The following is a 17,144-nucleotide window of genomic DNA, read 5'->3' on the forward strand; positions in this document are numbered from 1 at the left end:
CGAGGAGCGTATCTGAAAGATCGCGACGCGCTTTAGACCGGATACCTGTCATATTGCGGCAGGCCATCGGTGATCTCATAGAAATCGCCCTTGTCGGCGCAGTAGATGTGATGGCTGAAGGCAAGGCCGCTCGGTTCATCGAAAGTTCCGGCCATGACGGAAACCTCCGGCGATTGGTCTCCTTGCCAGAACAGCGCCGAACCGCAATTCGAGCAGAAGCCGCGCTGGGCTTCGGCGCTCGACCGATACCAGCGGATCGCGCCGGCATCTTCCACCGAAAGGGCCGTGCGCGGCACATTGACCGCAGCATAATAGAACCCGGTCTGCCGGCGGCATTGCGAACAATGGCAGCCGACAACGGGTCCAGGCTTCGCCCCAATCGAATATCGCACGGCGCCGCAAAGACAGCCGCCTGTATGCCGTTCGGTCATGATCGCTCTCCCCTTTTATGAGTGACACTTGCCGCCGATCGCGATTGCCGTCAAATCCATTCCGTTCAACAAAATCATCAGAAATCTTGACGCTCGCAGGCGTTGCCGGTGTCCAGTTGTTGCGGTCACCGCTGTTGCTTGTCGACAACACCCGCCCATCCCGTCACATGCCGGCATTGAATCAGTCGCTGTAGTCGGCGATACTGCAGCTCCAATTTCATTCAACCTCTGGGAGACTGACATGAGAGCGACCCTGTCCAAACAGAAAGGAAACATCGCCCACAGGGACATTCTGCCTCATGAATATTCGGTTCTCCCGCGCGAGGAAAAGCTCGCGACGCCATAACGCCTTCCTGAAATTCTTTCTGGACGATCCAACCGTCGACCGCGGTCGGCGTTGGTCGCGTATGCGAAAATTTCTCTCCTATTATCGCCCGCATCTGCCTTTGCTGCTGGCGGATCTGCTGTGCGCCATCCTCGTCGCCGGTACGGCGCTCGCCCTGCCGCTCTGCGCCAATATCGTCACCAGCCGTCTTATGGCTCTGCCTAACGCCCCGGAGGCCTTTGCCCAGATGCTGGGGATGGGCGGCATCATGCTGGCCGTCCTGGCGGTCCAGATCGCCGCCATCTTCTTCGTCGATTATCGCGGCCACGTCATGGGCGCCCGTATCGAAGCGACGGTGCGGCAGGAACTCTTCGAACACTACCAGCAGCTCTCCTTCAGCTTCTACGACCGCCAGCGCACCGGCCAGCTGATGAGCCGTATCACCAACGACTCCCTATGGCTGGGCGAGCTCTTCCATCACGGACCCGAGGACCTCTCCATCGCTGTGCTGAAATATGGCGGCGCCATGCTGGTACTGTTCTTCATCGATCCGCCGCTGGCCGGCCTTATCCTGCTGCTGACCCCTGTCGCGGTGATCTATGCGCTCTATTTCAACCGGCGCATGAACCGCGCACTGGAAGCCAGCAAGCATCAGATCGCCGTCGTGAACGAGCGGGTCGAGGATGCGCTCGCCGGCATCCGCGTCGTCCAGTCCTTCGCCAACGAGGCGCTGGAAAGGGAACGCTTCGCCGAGCAGAACCGGCGCTTCCTGCAAAGCCGCGCCGACGGCTACCGCAGCGAGGCATGGTTTTCGGTCGGCACGGAAACCTTCGCCCAGCTCGTCACCATACTGGTGATCGTCGTCGGAGGCCTGCGTATCCTGACAGCGGACCTGACCGTCCCGGATATGCTGACCTTTCTGCTCTGCGTTGCCGTGCTTGTCGATCCGGTCCAGCGGCTCGCCAATTTCGTGCGTCTCTGGCAGGAAGGCTACACCGGTTTCATCCGGGCGATGGAAATCCTGGAGATCGACCCTGATATCACCGATCGGCCCGCCGCCCGGCCGATGCCGGCGCCGAGGGGAGAGATCAGTTTCTCCAACGTCGCCTTCGGTTACGAGGCCGATGGCCCGCGCGTGCTGGAGCGGCTTTCCCTCACCATCGCGCCCGGCGAGTTCGTTGCCCTCGTCGGTCCTTCAGGGGTCGGCAAGAGTACGCTTTGCGCGCTCATACCGCGCTTCTACGATGTCGAGGCCGGAGCGATCCGCATTGACGGCACTGATATCCGCGATGTGACGCTGGCCTCGCTGCGGCGCCATGTCGGGGTGGTGCAGCAGGATGTCTATCTCTTTGCCGGCACCGTGGCGGAGAACCTTCGCTACGGCAGGCCCGATGCCGGCGATGCGGAGCTGGAGGCGGCGGCCCGCGCCGCCAATGCGCACGACTTCATCATGGCCCTGCCTCAAGGCTATGACACCGATATCGGCCAGCGCGGCGTCAAGCTCTCGGGCGGGCAGCGCCAGCGCCTCACCATTGCCCGCGCCTTCCTCAAGGATCCGGAGATCCTGATTTTCGACGAAGCGACCAGCGCGCTCGACAATGAGAGTGAACGGGCGGTGCAGCAGGCGCTGCTGAGCCTGGCGAATGGCCGGACCACCCTGGTCATCGCTCATCGCCTGTCGACCGTCCGCCATGCCGACCGCATCCTGGTTCTGACGGCAGAGGGCATCGTCGAACAGGGGACCCATGACCAGCTGATGGCGCAAGACGGCATCTATGCCAATCTCCATAGCGTCCAAGCCAGCATTTGAAGGCAATAAAAAACCCGGCATCACGCCGGGTTTTCTTCATCCGTATCGGGCTGGTCTCAGCCGTGAGCGACCATACGCTTCTCGTCGCGTCCGCCCTTCATGCGCTCGGCAAGCAGGAAGGCGAGCTCGAGCGCCTGGTCGGAGTTGAGGCGCGGATCGCAATGGGTGTGGTAGCGGTCCTGCAGATCGTCGGCGGTGACGGCGCGGGCGCCACCGGTGCATTCCGTCACGTCCTTGCCGGTCATTTCGACATGGATGCCGCCGGGATGCGTGCCTTCGGCGCGGTGGATCTGGAAGAAGCTTTCGACTTCCGACAGAATCCGTTCGAAAGGACGGGTCTTGTAGTTGTTGAGCGTGATCGTGTTGCCGTGCATCGGGTCGCAGGACCACACCACCTTGCGGCCCTCGCGTTCGACGGCGCGGATCAGCCGCGGCAGGTTTTCAGCGACCTTCTCATGGCCGAAGCGGCAGATCAGCGTCAGGCGGCCGGCTTCGTTCGCCGGATTGAGAATATCGATTAGCTGCAACAGATCGTCGGCCTGCAGCGACGGGCCGCATTTCAGACCGATCGGGTTCTTGATGCCGCGGCAATATTCGATATGTGCATGGTCGGCCTGGCGCGTGCGGTCACCGATCCAGATCATGTGGCCTGATGTGGCATACCAGTCGCCGGAGGTGGAATCGACGCGGGTCAGCGCCTCCTCGTAGCCGAGCAGCAGCGCCTCATGGCTGGTGAAGAAATCAGTCTCGCGCAGACTCGGGTGGTTTTCCGAGGTGATGCCGATCGCCTTCATGAAATCCATGGTTTCGCTGATGCGGTCGGCAAGTTTGCGGTAACGCTCGCCCTGCGGGCTGTCCTTGACGAAACCGAGCATCCACTGATGCACGTTTTCGAGGTTGGCGTAACCGCCCATCGCAAAGGCGCGCAGAAGGTTCAGCGTTGCGGCCGACTGGCGGTAAGCCATGGCCTGACGCTCCGGGTTCGGAATGCGCGACTCTTCGGTGAACTCGATGCCGTTGATGATGTCGCCGCGATAGGCCGGCAGCGTCACGTCGCCCTGCTTCTCGACGTTCGACGAACGCGGCTTGGCGAACTGGCCGGCGATGCGGCCGACCTTGACGACGGGCAGCTGCGCGCCGAAGGTCAGCACGACGGCCATCTGCAGGAAGGCGCGGAAGAAGTCGCGGATATTGTCGGCGCCGTGTTCGGCGAAGCTCTCGGCGCAGTCACCGCCCTGCAGCAGGAAGCCGTTTCCGTCTGCGACATTGGCGAGATGCTTCTTCAGGCGGCGCGCCTCACCGGCAAAAACCAGCGGCGGATAGCTGGCGAGCGTGGCCTCCGTTGCCGCCAAAGCGGCTGCATCCGGATATTCGGGAACCTGCAGGATCGGTTTCTGCCGCCAGCTGCTCGGGGTCCAATTCTCTGCCATGTCACTCACCTCATTCACACCCGTCCCTGGGATGTACCTGTCCTTGATTGCGGCGGCTTATAGCCCTTTAGATCGGGCTTGCAAAGGCCAATCGCCCCGATGCTCCATGCCACGCTACCGCCATCGACCAACGCTCGCATACAGGTAGCAAAAATCCCCGTTTCCATCGTTAAACCGGCATATACCACGTCGGTTTCCCCATATTTTAGACTTTGAATGTAGAACCGGGAAGAGTTTCAACATCGGGGACACATCATGGCGATCCTTCCGCCGGGATTCATATCGGATCGTTCGGGCAATTTCGGCATCATGACGGCGTTGCTGATGGTGCCGCTCCTCGGCATGGCAGGCATGGCGGTGGATTTCGCCCACGCCATGAGCCTACGCACGCAGCTCTTTGCTGCCGCCGATGCCGCCGCCGTCGGCTCGATCGCCGAAAAATCTGGCGCGGTCGCCGCCGCCATGACCATGAGCGGCAATGGCACGATCTCTCTCGGCAAGACCGACGCCCGCAGCATCTTCCTGTCGCAGGTATCGGGAGAACTGTCGGATGTTAATGTCGATCTCGGCATCGACGTTACCAAGACCGCCAACAAGCTGAATTCACAGGTTTCCTTCACCGCGGTTGTGCCGACCACCTTCATGCGCGTTCTCGGCAAGGATTCGATCACCATCTCCGGCACGGCAACCGCCGAATATCTGACCGCATCGTTCATGGATTTCTACATCCTGCTCGACAACACGCCATCGATGGGCGTCGGCGCCACGGCGAAAGACGTCGCGACGATGGAAAAGAACACCAGCGATAGCTGCGCTTTCGCCTGCCACGAAACGGAAAATAAAAACAACTACTACAACCTTGCCAAGAAGCTCGGAGTCAGCATGCGCATCGATGTCGTGCGCCAAGCGACGAAGGAGCTGACGCTGACCGCGAAGTCGACGCGCGTTTCCACCAACCAGTTCCGCATGGGAGTCTATACCTTCGGCACCAAGGCCGAAGACGCCAATCTGACCACGATATCGGACCCGACGGACGACCTCGACAAGGTAGGCACCTACACTGACGCGGTCGATCTGATGACCATCCCGAAGCAGGGCTACAATAACGACCAGCAGACGAGCTTCGACAACGCGCTGACGCAGATGAAAGACATTATCACCACCCCCGGCGACGGCAGCACCGCCACGACACCGCAGAAGATCCTGTTCTTCGTCTCGGACGGCGTCGGCGACAGCGAAAAGCCGAAAGGCTGCACCAAGAAACTGACCGGCAACCGCTGCCAGGAGCCAATCGACACTTCCTTCTGCAAACCGCTGAAGGACAAGGGCATCAGGATTGCGGTGCTCTACACCACTTATCTACCTCTGCCGAAGAACAGCTGGTACAATACCTGGATCAGCCCCTTCCAGAGCCAGATCCCGACGAAGATGCAGGAATGCGCCTCGCCCGGCCTCTATTTCGAGGTGACGCCGACGGAAGGTATCGCCGATGCGATGAAGGCGCTATTCCTCAAGGTCATTCGCGCGCCTCGCATTACCAGCTAATGCATGTCGCCCGGAAGTGCACAGCGGTTCCGGGATAACGACATGCATCAAAACAAAGAGCTAAAGCACGTCGCATGAATCACGTTTGATGCGACGCGCTTTAAGCGCACACGGATGACTCAGACGCGCTGCCCGTCACGGACCCGATAGCTAGGAGCATACATGGTGACGAGCTCTTCGGCCGCAGTCGGGTGCAGCGCCATGGTCTGGTCGAAGTCGTCCTTAGTGCAGCCGGCCTTCAGCGTGACCCCGAGCAGCTGCGCCATCTCGCCGGCATCATGGCCAAGGATATGGGCGCCCACTACCTTGCGGCTTCCCGCATCGACGATCAGCTTCATGATCATCCGCTCGGCGCGGCCGGAAAGCGTCGCCTTCAACGGCCGGAACTGAGCCCGATAAACCTCGAGCTCACCGTAACGCTTGCCCGCCTCTTCTTCTGAAAGACCGACGGTGCCGATCTCCGGCTGCGAGAAGACGGCGGTGGGGATCAGCTCGTAGTCCGGCCGGGTCGGATTGTTCTTGTACTCGGTCTCGATGAAGCACATCGCCTCGTGGATCGCCACCGGCGTCAGCTGTACCCGGTTGGTGACATCGCCGAGCGCGTAGATGTTCTCGACATTGGTGCGGGAATAGTCGTCGACGATAATCGCGCCGCGCTCGTCGATCGCAACGCCGGCCGCCTCGAGGCCGAGGCCTTCGGTGTTCGGATCGCGCCCGAGCGCCAGCATGACGACGCCGGCCTGCAGCGTGCCGCTGTTCAGCGTCTCCAGAACGAGCCCGCCCTCGCCCTTCGAAACCTTCTGCAGCATGTCGTGGCAAAGGATGCGGATGCCCTTGGCGACCATCGCCTCATGCAGCCCGCGCCTCAGATCCTCGTCGAAGCGCGACAGGATCTCGGCGCCACGATAAATCAGCGTCGTCTCGACGCCGAGGCCATGAAAGATATTGGCGAACTCGACGGCAATATAACCGCCGCCAGCGATGACGATCGATTTCGGTAGCTCTTCGAGATGAAAGGCCTCGTTGGAGGAGATGCAGAGCTCGTGGCCGGGAAGGGCTGCATGCGGGTTCGGCCGCCCGCCGGTGGCAATCACGATCGTCTTTGCCGTCACCGTCTGGCCAGTTTTCACAAGCCGCACCGTATGGGCGTCGACGAGTTCGGCGCGCGTTTCCAGGATCTCGGCATTGGCGCCGGCAAGGCCCTTCTTGTAGAGGCCTTCCAGCCGGGCAATTTCCGCACCCTTGGCCGCCACCAACTTCTTCCAGTCGAAGCTGCTTTCGCCGACCGTCCAGCCGAAGCCGGCCGCATCCTCGAAATGCTCATGGAACTGCGAAGCATAGACGAACAGCTTCTTCGGCACGCAGCCGCGGATGACGCAGGTGCCGCCGTAGCGGTATTCCTCCGCGATCGCCACCTTTTTGCCGAGCGAGGCAGCGACACGCGCGCCGCGCACGCCTCCGGAACCGCCGCCAATGACGAAGAGGTCGTAGTCGTAGGAAGACATGAGGAGCTCCGGAAGGGAATCGCTGGAAGGATGTTCCTGATATAGGGGTGATCGCCCTGAAAACAAAAGCCCGCTCCTGCATCATCCCGTTCCTCTCGCCCGAATTTTCCCGGCAAACGGTTGACCCGACCGCCTGAGGCTGGCAGGCAAATCCACGCTGTAAAAAAGAAGCCGGAGCAAAAGATGGATCAAACTCTCTTCGCCAACCTCTGCAAGGCTGGCAAATTCAAGGAAGCGCTCGGCCTCGCCATCCAAGGCCACGAGAACGAAAAATACGCGCCGAGCCGCTTTGCGATGGACAAGAAAACAGGACTGCCGATCTTCTATCGCGGCAACAAGCGCGTTGAGCCGGATGAAACGGGCGTATGGCAATTGGCCAAGAGCTCGAAGGATTGGGGCTGAGGGTCCGGCGCTCACAGAGCGCCATCTCCTGGCGGTTTGCCGCTTTCAAGCGGTGATGCGGAAATCCGTCGGCATTTCCGCAAGCTGGGTCGCTTCCGACTCGACGCCGGAAACCGATGCTCCCGCAGGCCCGCGGCCGAAACGATCGATCATTGTCGAGATGGCGGTATCGGATCCTGCGATCAAAGCGGTGACCGATCCGTCCGCTTCATTGCGCACCCAGCCTGTGAGCCCGAGCCGCAACGCCTCATCGCGCGCCCACATGCGGAATCCGACCCCTTGGACCCTACCTGATACTCGCACCTGCAAGCCCTCGTAATGAGCAGACATGTTGCCTCGCCAAAGCCTCATCAGTATTGCCGCATCCATCATAGCAAAAAAGCCCGGACGATGCCGGGCTTTTGCAAATCTGCGGAGGCAGCCTTTACTTCTGGGCAGCCGGGGCCGGAGCGGGTGCCGGAGCCACCGGGCTGTCGGTTGCCGGCGGCGGTGCCTTGATGACCTTGGAGAGTTCGGCATTGCTCTGCTTTTCCAGGTCGCGAGAAATGCCCTGCGCCCAGATGTCGGCAGCCTTCGCCGTCTCGCGCGAGGCAACCGGGCCGTCGCGCAGCAGCTTCTTGCCGACGTCGGAATTATAGAAGTCGGCGATCGCCTTCAGTTCGTCGGCGGTGAAGGTCTTGGCATAGGTGAGCGCCGCCTCCTTCTCCAGATCGCCGCGGCGCGGCGCCAGCGCCAGCGCCTGCGCGTCGACCGTCGACGAAATGATGTCCTGGTAGTTCGGCGAATCCTGGATCAGGCCGGCCTTCAGGCGCTCGGCAAGACCGGGCAAAATGTTGTCGAACTGGGCGGTGGCGCCGATGGCGTCGATCGCCGCGCGAGAGGCCTTCAGTTGCTCCTCGGAGACCTCCTGCGCCTTGACGGCAGAGCCGAAGGCAAGCCCGGAAAGAACGATGGTCGCAGCGGCAAAACGGCCAAGACCTGCAATGTTCATCATGTGTGTACGCTCCTGTTATCTGTTTGCCTGCAGCGTGCGCGCACCCGCAGGACCGGCAATGATTGCAAGTGCCGCCATATTGATAAAGAGCCCGTGTTCGACGACGCCGGGTATGGAATTCAGCTCGCTCGAAAGCGCCTCTGCATCAGGAATGCGGCCAAAAGATGCATCGATAATGTGATGGCCGCCATCCGTGGTAAACTCTCCGTCACCGGATTGGCGCAGACTGAGGTCGCCGGAAAGGCCGAGCCGGGCCGCGACCTTCTCGATCGCGATCCGTGTCGAGACGAGCCCGAACGGATTGACCTCAATCGGCAGCGCGTAGGCGCCGAGCGTTTCCACAAGCTTGCTCTCGTCGGCAATGACGATCATCCGCTCGGAAGCGGCCGCGACGATCTTTTCGCGCAGCAACGCGCCGCCGCCGCCCTTGATCAATCTGAGCGACGGATCGACCTCGTCGGCGCCGTCGATCGTCAGGTCGAGTGCCGGCAGTTCATCGAGCGACTTCAGCGGCACGCCGAGCTCGACGCACAGCCGCGCCGTTCTTTCTGACGTCGGAACGCCTTCGACCTTGAAGCCGCTTGCGACTTTCTCCGCCAACAGGCGAACGAATTCTTCCGCTGTGCTGCCCGTGCCGATGCCGAGGCGCATTCCGTCTTCGACATGGGCGAGTGCGGCTGCGGCGGCCTTTATCTTCATTTCGCGGGCATCCATGCGCCGCCAACTCCGAATTATTGCGTTGGATGTGCTGTTTACACGGCTCGCCTGGCAAACGAAAGTCAAAATCATCACGGAAAATGAAAAGCCGAAACAAATGCCTGCGGCCTTCCCGGCCGGCATCCTAACGTTGCTTTCCGCCGCGCGATCGCCTACCTCTGGGATGATCCATCGTTCCGGAGCCGACCTGTCGTTCCCAGGGGAAACCTGTCGTGCCTCAGGACGACTTTTCTCCAGAACGACCCATTGCGCAAAGAGACAAGCCTTGACCCTTTCCCACGCCCGCCCGGCACTCATCGTCTTCGATCTCGACGGTACCCTTCTCGATACCCATACGGATCTTGTCGAGAGCCTCAATCATACGATCTCAGCCCTTGGCCTCGACCCGGTCAGCTATGACGACCTCACCCATCTCGTCGGCCACGGCGCGCGCGTAATGATCGAACGCGCCTGCCGGCTGCGCGGCCATCCGCTCGAAAGCGACGCCCTGCCGCCCCTGGTCGAGCGCTTCGTCGCCCATTACGCCGGCAACATGCCCGGCTGCACCGAACCCTATCCCGGCCTCGTCGCCGCGATGGACCGGCTTAAATTTGCCGGTTACCGCCTCGCCGTCTGCACCAACAAGATGGAAAGCCTGGCGCTCGGCCTGCTCGAAAAACTCGACCTCGTCAGCTATTTCGATGCCATCACCGGCGGCGACAGCTTCCCCGTGCGCAAGCCCGACGCCCGCCACCTCACCGGCACCATCGACCGCGCCGGCGGCGACATCACCCGCACCGTGATGATCGGCGACAGCATCAACGACATCGCCGTGGCGAAGAACGCTGCCGTACCGTCGATCGCCGTGCCTTTTGGATATTCGGACGTGCCGGTTTCCAACCTGGATCCCGATATGATCATCACCCATTACGATGAGCTGACGCCGGAACTGGTGGAGCGGCTGCTGCGGGAGTATGCGGTGAAGGTCGCGGTCTGAGGAGTCCGCTCATTTGTCCTCTCCGTCCCTCATTCCTGTGCTTGTCACAGGAATCCAGCCGGCTTGCGTCCGCAAGCCGAAAAGACCCTTAAATTGAGACCAGCATCCATCACTTGAAGACGACATTGCTTCTGCAATGGCACCATTTGTCGACGGGGCTGCAATTCCCCGCCACGTAGACACGCGGCTGCTGGATTCCTGTGACGAGCACAGGAATGAGGGGCGAGTTTTGGGCGCCAGTCTGCCAAGCGCAGCACTCCCCTACTCCTCACTCCCAAAACAAAACGGGCGGCCCGGAGACCGCCCATTCCATAACCCGCTAGACCCTGCGTCAAATCTGCGCGCCACGCGCCTTTGTCGTCGCGTCGAAGGCCTTGTCGACATAGCCGTCGCGGCCATAGACATCGTCGAAATATTCCACCACGCCGTCCTTGTTCGGCCAGGCGGTGAAATAGGAAACGTAGACCGGGATCTTCTGCGGCACCTTCACGGCATGGTTCTGCCCGGTGGCGATCTGCTTGGCGACGTCGTCGACCGTCGTGCCGAGCACGGCAGCTGCCATAGCACGCGGATTGGCAAGGCGCACGCAGCCGTGGCTCAAAGCCCGCATATCGCGCTTGAAGAAGTTTTTCGACGGCGTGTCGTGCATGTAGATCGCGTGGCTGTTCGGGAACAGGATCTTCAGTTCGCCGAGCGCATTGTCGCTGCTCGGCGGCTGGCGCACCGAGACATTATTGGTCGAGCCGTACCAATCGACGCTCGACGAGGCGACGGCATGGCCGTTCACCTCGACTTCATAGCCGAGCTGGTCGAGATAGTTCGGATCCGAACGCAGCTTCGGCAACATCTCGTTGATGATGATCGACTGCGGCACGCCCCAGAACGGGTTGAACTCCACCGTCTCGATCTCGTCGTCGAAGAAATAGGTTTGATTGTTCTTGCCGCCGACAACGACGCGCATTGACAGCTGTTCCTTGCCGTCATTGTGGTAATAGACCATGAAGGCCGGCTGGTTGATCATCACGTAGCGGGAACCAAGATCCTCCGGCAGCCAGCGCGCCTGCTCCATGGCGACGACGAGCTTGTCGATCTTCGAGGCATTGGTATCGCCACCGGTCATGGCCCGCACGGTCGCCTGGCCGATGACGCCATCGGCCTTCAGTCCGCGCTCTTGCTGGAAGGCCTCGACCAGCGAGACGATATCGGGCGAATAGTCGGTGCTGCCTGCGTAAGCGGCAAGCGTTGCCGCGTGATCGGTCTTCAGCGTTTCGGACCCATGCTTGCCGATCGCCTTGACGATATTGGCAATCTCGGGCGAGCTGTCGCCAGGCTTCAGCAGCTTGTCGAGCGAAACGACGATTCGCTCCTCATTGCCGCCGTCGGCGGCGCGAAGCTTGGCAAGCTCCGCCTTCAGCGCCTCAAATTGAGCACTATCGGGCGAACGGCTGGCGATGTAGGCGCCGACATCGGGGCTCATGCGGGCAAGCTTCAGCACCGACGTCAGATTGACCGCCTTGCGCTGAAAGTCATGATAGCCGGAGATCTTGTTCGGATCGATGCGGCCACGCACGGTGTCCTGCACGAAAGCCAGCACCTTGGCCGAGAGTTCGAGCTCAAACTGCGTCAGTGCCCGGTCGCGGAAGGCGGGATCGGGATTGGCCGGGTCAATCGCCGGTGTCTGGACCGTATAATCGGCAGGATCGAGACCGACGGAAGCCGCATCGGCAAGTGTCGCCATCGCCGACTTCGCGCGGTCGTTGATCTGGTTGCCATCGACCCAGACAAGCGGATTGCGGCTGTCGCCGTAATAGGCTTCGAGCACCTTCGCAACGTCCGCATTGGCGCGCACCTTGGCCTGCGCCAGGAAGCGGCGCTGGACTGCGGGTTCGGCGCTGGCATCGCCGCTTGCCGAAACATCGGCGACCGCGCCGGTGACGACGGGATCGGCAAACCTGCTGGTGTCGACGAACTGCAGCGTCTCTGTCTTATAGGTGTAGTAACGCGGGCCGCTCACCTTCGGCAGCGGCGCTTCCGGATCGAGCCCGCCGAGCGAGCCGCCGTCGGCGCCGCGCGGCACCGGACGGCCGGGCGCCTGATCCATGAAGATGGTGCTTTGGGTCCGCTGCCTGTCGCCGCGCAGCATGTCCATCAAAGTATAAGCATGCGCGGGTGCGGCACTCATAACCGCCACGCCGCAGGAAATTGCCAATGCGGATGCCGCGCTTTTCAAAACGAACGTCATATATCTTCCAGTCCCGGTGTCATGCTGTTCTCAGCTCAAATCCCGCGAAACTCAGCGTCCGGCTCATTGATCAGAAACCGGCCTGCGCCGCCAGCGCCGGCGGACTCAATTCTGTGTGACGGAGATCCTGCGCGGCGCCGCGCCGAAGTTCACACAAAATTATGAAATTATTAGTTAATTTTTTACCGAATTTTCGCATCCGGGCCAGTGGGACGAAATCGCCCGGACGCATAAAATTTTCAAAGTGGCCGAAAAAGCACGCACCACAACCCATCCAAACATGACTTTGGATTTCAATATTTCGCATGGGGGTCCGGTTTTCTTGTCGGACGTTCCCACCTATAAGACCTCATCTTTCTCAGATGACCGAAAACAGCATGTAAAGGGAAGGCAAGGCCGATGACCGCAACCCGCACCGAAACCGATACTTTTGGCCCGATCGACGTCGCCGCCGACCGATATTGGGGCGCCCAGGCCGAGCGTTCGCTCGGCAATTTCAAGATCGGCTGGGAAAAGCAGCCGCTGTCGATCGTGCGTGCGCTCGGCATCGTCAAGCAGGCCGCCGCCCGCGCCAACATGTCGCTCGGCCAGCTCGACCCTGCGCTTGGCAAGGCAATCGTCGACGCCGCCCAGGAAGTGATCGACGGCAAGCTCGACGAGCATTTTCCGCTTGTCGTCTGGCAGACCGGTTCGGGCACGCAGTCCAACATGAATGCCAATGAGGTGATCTCCAATCGTGCCATAGAAATGCTTGGCGGCGTCATGGGTTCCAAGAAGCCGGTGCATCCGAACGATCACGTCAATATGAGCCAGTCGTCGAACGACACCTACCCGACGGCGATGCACATCGCCTGCGCCGAACGGATCGCTCATCACCTGCTGCCGTCCCTGAAGCACCTGCATGCCGCCCTCGACATGAAGGTCACCGAATTCAGCCACATCATCAAGATCGGCCGTACCCACACCCAGGATGCCACACCGCTGACGCTCGGCCAGGAATTCTCGGGTTATGCCGCCCAGGTCGGCTCGGCCATCAAGCGCATCGAAATGACCCTGCCCGGCCTTTGCGAACTCGCCCAGGGCGGCACCGCCGTCGGCACCGGCCTCAATGCGCCACTCGGTTTCGCCGAGAAGGTGGCCGAAGAAATCGCAGCCATAACGGCCCTGCCCTTCGTCACCGCGCCGAACAAGTTCGAGGCGCTCGCCTCGCATGACAGCATGGTCTTTTCCCATGGCGCCATCAATGCGGCGGCCGCCGCCCTCTTCAAGATCGCCAACGACATCCGCCTGCTCGGCTCCGGCCCGCGCGCCGGCCTCGGCGAACTGGCGCTGCCGGAAAACGAACCCGGCTCCTCGATCATGCCCGGCAAGGTCAACCCGACCCAGTGCGAGGCGCTGACGCAGGTCTGCATCCACATCTTCGGCAATCATGCCGCGCTGACCTTCGCCGACAGCCAGGGCCATTTCGAGCTCAACGTCTACAATCCGATGATGGCCTATAATTTCCTGCAATCGGTGCAGCTGCTGGCCGACGCCGCCGTCTCTTTCACCGACAATTGCGTCGTCGGCATCGAGGCGCGCGAGGACAACATCAAGGCCGGCCTCGACCGCTCGCTGATGCTGGTAACCGCGCTCGCCCCGAAGATCGGCTACGACGCCGCCGCCAAGATCGCCAAGGCCGCGCATAAGAATGGCACGACGCTGAAGGAAGAAGCCCTCGCCAGCGGACTGGTCTCGGCGGAGGATTACGATGCGATTGTCCGCCCGGAAACGATGATCGGCCCGAAGTAGGACCTTGGGGAGTACCGCCCACCGCCCCCTCCCTCATTCCTGTGCTCCTGACAGGAATGAGGGAGGTTGGGGTAGCCGTTCTGCTGAATTTTTCACCAACGCGGACAGACCCGCATCCGCCTGCCGCGGCAACCCACAGCCCTGCAAACCTCACACCAACAGCGAAAAATTGTCCATCACCACCGAATTGCCCATGAAATCGAAACGGATTTCTTCAATGTCTTCGATCTCGACCGTAAGATTGGGATCGGTGACCTCGAACTCCTGCTGATAGACGATCTGGCCATCATTCATGGCGGTCAGCGTCAGGTGAAAGGGCAATGCAGACAGTTCGGCGATCGAGACGCCCTGAAAGGTAAACTCCCCGCCATCGACCATTTTCAAGGTCACCGGCAGCGAGCCCGGGGATAGCACGGTATCGCTGAAGCCGTCCTCGGTGATGGCGTCGACGCCCGGGATGGTATCGTAGACGATGCCGTTCAGAAGCGTCAGCTCCTGACTGTCGTTCACGGAGAGCGCAAAGCCCCGATAGTCGGGAAGGAAGAAATTATCCGCCCTCGACGTGACGCCCATGTCGTCAAAATCCAGGACCTCGTGGTATTTTTCGCCTTCGTTGACGCCGTCGATCGCCAGCGTCAGCACGCCGAGGTCCGTGCCCCCGGAGCCATCGGACATCTTGTAGCTCAGCGTCTCGATGAGCTGATCGTATTTCCCTAAATTCTTCACCACGTCGAGAGTGTAGTCCAGCTCGTACGTGAAGTGACCGTCAGGTTTCACCTTGAAGGTTCCGTACTTGCCTTCAATGATCGTTTCATGGTCAGGCCCATGTTTGGCGTCGATACGCACGCCATTGACGAAGCGCGCATACATCTCCGCTCCTTCGGGATCGCTGGCGAGGCGCAGCAGATCGCCCCTGATCCAGTCATGTTCGAAAAAAACGAGTAGGTCGTCGACAGCAGTTGGCTTTGCATTTGGCATTGGAAGCCCCGGCAGGTTAACGCTGCGGGAATATGAACCGGACTTGATCTGGAGGCAACCTGAACGGCCGCGACAAATGTCGATCTCGCCTTTCTTTTACTCGCCTGCCGCGTGTGACATCCCGACGGCAAAATGCAGCACGACATGGCCGCAACGCCAAACTCCGCCGCATGCAGATTGCTTTTGCCCGACAGGGGATTTAGATCGGTTCCAATTTTAGCGACGCGCCCACCAGAAAGGTCACTTCGATGGCTGACGATCTCTTCCCGCTCGGCAAGGACACCACGCCCTATCGCAAGATCAGTAGCGATCATGTGTCGGTCGATAGCTTCAAGGGCCAAGACATCCTGACCGTCGAGCCGGAAGGCATCCGCCTGCTCGCCGAAACGGCCTTTGCCGACATCAACCACCTGCTGCGCCCCGGCCATCTGAAGCAGCTCGCCTCGATCCTCGACGACCCCGAGGCGACCGACAATGACCGCTTCGTCGCCTACGACCTCCTGAAGAATGCCAATATTGCTGCCGGCGGCGTGTTGCCGATGTGCCAGGATACCGGCACGGCGATCATCATGGGCAAGAAGGGTCGCAGGGTCTGGACCGAAGGCGGCGATGGCGCCGCCCTCGCCCGCGGCGTCATTGATGCCTATGAGAAGAAGAACCTGCGTTATTCGCAGCTCGCGCCGGTGAAAATGTTCGAGGAGAAGAACACCCGCAATAACCTGCCGGCGCAGATCGACATCTACGAGGAAGGGACCGACGCCTATGAATTCCTCTTCGTCGCCAAGGGCGGCGGCTCGGCCAACAAGACCTTTCTGTACCAGGGCACGCCCTCGCTTTTGACGCATGACCGGATGATCGACTTCCTTAAGGAGAAGATCCTGACATTAGGGACGGCAGCCTGTCCGCCCTATCATCTAGCGATCGTCATCGGCGGCACCTCGGCCGAGATGAACCTGAAGACCGTCAAGCTCGCCTCGACCCGCTATCTCGACGAGCTGCCGACCGAAGGTTCGGAAAGCGGCCACGCCTTCCGCGATCTCGAGATGGAGAAGGAAATCCACAGACTGACGCAGCAGATGGGCGTCGGCGCCCAGTTCGGCGGCAAGTATTTCTGTCATGATGTGCGTGTCATCCGCCTGCCCCGCCATGGCGCTTCGCTGCCGATCGGCCTCGGCGTCTCCTGTTCCGCTGACCGCCAGGCCAAGGGCAAAATCACCCGCGACGGCATCTTCATCGAGCAGCTCGAAACCGATCCGTCGAAATACATGCCCGAGATCGATGAGGCGAAGCTGTCGGAATCGACTGTGCGTATCGATCTCAACCGGCCGATGGCCGAGGTGCTTGCCGAACTGTCGCGACATCCGGTCAAGACGCGCCTGTCCTTGACAGGCACGATCATCGTCGCCCGCGACCTGGCGCATGCCAAGATCCGCGAGCGGCTGGAAAAGGGCGAAGGCATGCCCGATTACCTGAAAAACCATCCGGTCTACTACGCCGGTCCGGCCAAGACGCCCGCCGGCTACGCCTCCGGCTCCTTCGGCCCGACGACGGCCGGCCGCATGGACAGTTACGTCGACCAGTTCCAGTCCTTCGGCGGCTCGATGGTGATGCTCGCCAAGGGCAACCGGTCACGGGCGGTGCGCGAGGCCTGCAAGAAACACGGCGGCTTCTACCTCGGCTCGATCGGCGGCCCTGCCGCCCGCCTCGCCCAGGACTGCATCCGTAAGGTCGAAGTCTTCGAATATCCCGAACTCGGCATGGAAGCGGTGTGGAAGATCGACGTCGAAGACTTTCCCGCCTTCATCGTCATCGACGATAAGGGCAATGATTTCTTCCAGGAATTGAACCTGGGCTGATATCGACAAGTCGAAGACGATCTCCGGCAGAGAATAACTGTAAGTTTTTCAGACAGCGTTCTCACACAATGAGTATGCACTGTCTCGCCAAAGATACGTTTTTCCGTGCAGAATCATAGGCCTGCAAGAAGTATTGACCCAT

Annotated in this window: 15 protein-coding genes; 6 read left to right on the forward strand and 9 right to left on the reverse strand. The window is 60.8% G+C overall.

Features of this window, described 5'->3' with window-relative positions; all coding sequences use genetic code 11:
• Positions 1–32: 32 nt before the first annotated feature.
• Positions 33–431: a GFA family protein gene (locus tag OS035_RS09335; RefSeq protein WP_097628551.1), complete on the reverse strand. Its 399-nt coding sequence runs from the start codon at positions 429–431 to the stop codon at positions 33–35.
• A gap of 299 nt (positions 432–730) precedes the next feature.
• On the opposite strand from OS035_RS09335, the gene OS035_RS09340 reads away from it, so the two are divergent.
• Positions 731–2,566 carry an ABC transporter ATP-binding protein gene (locus tag OS035_RS09340; RefSeq protein ID WP_331813629.1) on the forward strand — a complete coding sequence of 612 codons (1,836 nt, stop codon included), beginning with the start codon at positions 731–733 and terminating at the stop codon, positions 2,564–2,566.
• 56 nt (positions 2,567–2,622) lie between these two features.
• On the opposite strand, the gene OS035_RS09345 is transcribed toward OS035_RS09340, so the two are convergent.
• Positions 2,623–3,996 carry a class II 3-deoxy-7-phosphoheptulonate synthase gene (locus OS035_RS09345; RefSeq protein WP_097628549.1) on the reverse strand — a complete coding sequence of 458 codons (1,374 nt, stop codon included), beginning with the start codon at positions 3,994–3,996 and terminating at the stop codon, positions 2,623–2,625.
• 255 nt (positions 3,997–4,251) lie between these two features.
• Here OS035_RS09345 and OS035_RS09350 point away from each other — a divergent pair, with 255 nt between their 5' ends.
• Positions 4,252–5,541, forward strand: a complete 1,290-nt coding sequence (locus OS035_RS09350; protein ID WP_097628548.1) for a vWA domain-containing protein — start codon at positions 4,252–4,254, stop codon at positions 5,539–5,541.
• A gap of 119 nt (positions 5,542–5,660) precedes the next feature.
• On the opposite strand, the gene gor is transcribed toward OS035_RS09350, so the two are convergent.
• Positions 5,661–7,046 (reverse strand): glutathione-disulfide reductase, encoded by a 1,386-nt coding sequence (gene gor, locus OS035_RS09355; protein ID WP_331813630.1) that lies wholly within the window; start codon positions 7,044–7,046, stop codon positions 5,661–5,663.
• A 183-nt stretch (positions 7,047–7,229) separates the two neighbouring features.
• Here gor and OS035_RS09360 point away from each other — a divergent pair, with 183 nt between their 5' ends.
• Positions 7,230–7,448 carry a hypothetical protein gene (locus OS035_RS09360; protein WP_003569075.1) on the forward strand — a complete coding sequence of 73 codons (219 nt, stop codon included), beginning with the start codon at positions 7,230–7,232 and terminating at the stop codon, positions 7,446–7,448.
• Positions 7,449–7,493: 45 nt separating this feature from the next.
• Here OS035_RS09360 and OS035_RS09365 read toward each other — a convergent pair whose 3' ends face one another.
• The 3 genes from OS035_RS09365 to rpiA all read right to left on the reverse strand — a co-directional run bounded on the left by OS035_RS09365 (position 7,494) and on the right by rpiA (position 9,156).
• Positions 7,494–7,778: an acylphosphatase gene (locus tag OS035_RS09365; protein ID WP_097628651.1), complete on the reverse strand. Its 285-nt coding sequence runs from the start codon at positions 7,776–7,778 to the stop codon at positions 7,494–7,496.
• 94 nt (positions 7,779–7,872) lie between these two features.
• The gene (locus OS035_RS09370) at positions 7,873–8,442 is read right to left on the reverse strand and encodes a DUF2059 domain-containing protein (protein WP_003579679.1); all 570 of its coding nucleotides are present in this window, start codon (positions 8,440–8,442) and stop codon (positions 7,873–7,875) included.
• 15 nt (positions 8,443–8,457) lie between these two features.
• The gene (gene rpiA, locus OS035_RS09375; protein WP_097628546.1) at positions 8,458–9,156 is read right to left on the reverse strand and encodes a ribose-5-phosphate isomerase RpiA; all 699 of its coding nucleotides are present in this window, start codon (positions 9,154–9,156) and stop codon (positions 8,458–8,460) included.
• A gap of 268 nt (positions 9,157–9,424) precedes the next feature.
• Between rpiA and OS035_RS09380 the strand changes: the two genes are divergently transcribed.
• Complete coding sequence (locus tag OS035_RS09380; protein ID WP_097628545.1) at positions 9,425–10,135, forward strand: HAD family hydrolase; 711 nt, start codon at positions 9,425–9,427, stop codon at positions 10,133–10,135.
• Positions 10,136–10,466: 331 nt separating this feature from the next.
• On the opposite strand, the gene OS035_RS09385 is transcribed toward OS035_RS09380, so the two are convergent.
• Positions 10,467–12,377 carry a L,D-transpeptidase family protein gene (locus OS035_RS09385; RefSeq protein WP_097628544.1) on the reverse strand — a complete coding sequence of 637 codons (1,911 nt, stop codon included), beginning with the start codon at positions 12,375–12,377 and terminating at the stop codon, positions 10,467–10,469.
• A 70-nt stretch (positions 12,378–12,447) separates the two neighbouring features.
• Positions 12,448–12,684: a hypothetical protein gene (locus OS035_RS09390; RefSeq protein ID WP_143541935.1), complete on the reverse strand. Its 237-nt coding sequence runs from the start codon at positions 12,682–12,684 to the stop codon at positions 12,448–12,450.
• Between the two features lie 92 nt (positions 12,685–12,776).
• Between OS035_RS09390 and fumC the strand changes: the two genes are divergently transcribed.
• Complete coding sequence (fumC, locus tag OS035_RS09395) at positions 12,777–14,168, forward strand: class II fumarate hydratase (protein WP_097628543.1); 1,392 nt, start codon at positions 12,777–12,779, stop codon at positions 14,166–14,168.
• Positions 14,169–14,318: 150 nt separating this feature from the next.
• Here fumC and OS035_RS09400 read toward each other — a convergent pair whose 3' ends face one another.
• Positions 14,319–15,146, reverse strand: coding sequence for a VCBS domain-containing protein (locus OS035_RS09400; RefSeq protein ID WP_097628542.1), 828 nt, complete (start codon positions 15,144–15,146; stop codon positions 14,319–14,321).
• Between the two features lie 248 nt (positions 15,147–15,394).
• Between OS035_RS09400 and OS035_RS09405 the strand changes: the two genes are divergently transcribed.
• On the forward strand, positions 15,395–17,002 hold the full coding sequence (locus OS035_RS09405) for a fumarate hydratase (RefSeq protein ID WP_331813632.1): 1,608 nt from the start codon (positions 15,395–15,397) through the stop codon (positions 17,000–17,002).
• Positions 17,003–17,144 lie beyond the last annotated feature (142 nt).

This window comes from Rhizobium sp. 268, assembly GCF_036571585.1.
In the GTDB taxonomy this organism is placed as follows: Bacteria; Pseudomonadota; Alphaproteobacteria; order Rhizobiales; family Rhizobiaceae; genus Rhizobium; species Rhizobium redzepovicii.

Excerpts from the sequence above, each read along its gene's own strand:
- OS035_RS09350 (WP_097628548.1), top strand. The coding sequence starts at position 4,252 with ATGGCGATCCTTCCGCCGGGATTCATATCGGATCGTTCGGGCAATTTC.
- OS035_RS09400 (WP_097628542.1), bottom strand. The coding sequence starts at position 15,146 with ATGCCAAATGCAAAGCCAACTGCTGTCGACGACCTACTCGTTTTTTTC.
- OS035_RS09385 (WP_097628544.1), bottom strand. The coding sequence starts at position 12,377 with ATGACGTTCGTTTTGAAAAGCGCGGCATCCGCATTGGCAATTTCCTGC.
- OS035_RS09405 (WP_331813632.1), top strand. The coding sequence starts at position 15,395 with ATGGCTGACGATCTCTTCCCGCTCGGCAAGGACACCACGCCCTATCGC.
- fumC (WP_097628543.1), top strand. The coding sequence starts at position 12,777 with ATGACCGCAACCCGCACCGAAACCGATACTTTTGGCCCGATCGACGTC.
- OS035_RS09365 (WP_097628651.1), bottom strand. The coding sequence starts at position 7,778 with ATGTCTGCTCATTACGAGGGCTTGCAGGTGCGAGTATCAGGTAGGGTC.
- OS035_RS09370 (WP_003579679.1), bottom strand. The coding sequence starts at position 8,442 with ATGATGAACATTGCAGGTCTTGGCCGTTTTGCCGCTGCGACCATCGTT.
- OS035_RS09340 (WP_331813629.1), top strand. The coding sequence starts at position 731 with ATGAATATTCGGTTCTCCCGCGCGAGGAAAAGCTCGCGACGCCATAAC.
- OS035_RS09335 (WP_097628551.1), bottom strand. The coding sequence starts at position 431 with ATGACCGAACGGCATACAGGCGGCTGTCTTTGCGGCGCCGTGCGATAT.
- OS035_RS09390 (WP_143541935.1), bottom strand. The coding sequence starts at position 12,684 with ATGCGAAATATTGAAATCCAAAGTCATGTTTGGATGGGTTGTGGTGCG.
- rpiA (WP_097628546.1), bottom strand. The coding sequence starts at position 9,156 with ATGGATGCCCGCGAAATGAAGATAAAGGCCGCCGCAGCCGCACTCGCC.
- gor (WP_331813630.1), bottom strand. The coding sequence starts at position 7,046 with ATGTCTTCCTACGACTACGACCTCTTCGTCATTGGCGGCGGTTCCGGA.
- OS035_RS09360 (WP_003569075.1), top strand. The coding sequence starts at position 7,230 with ATGGATCAAACTCTCTTCGCCAACCTCTGCAAGGCTGGCAAATTCAAG.
- OS035_RS09345 (WP_097628549.1), bottom strand. The coding sequence starts at position 3,996 with ATGGCAGAGAATTGGACCCCGAGCAGCTGGCGGCAGAAACCGATCCTG.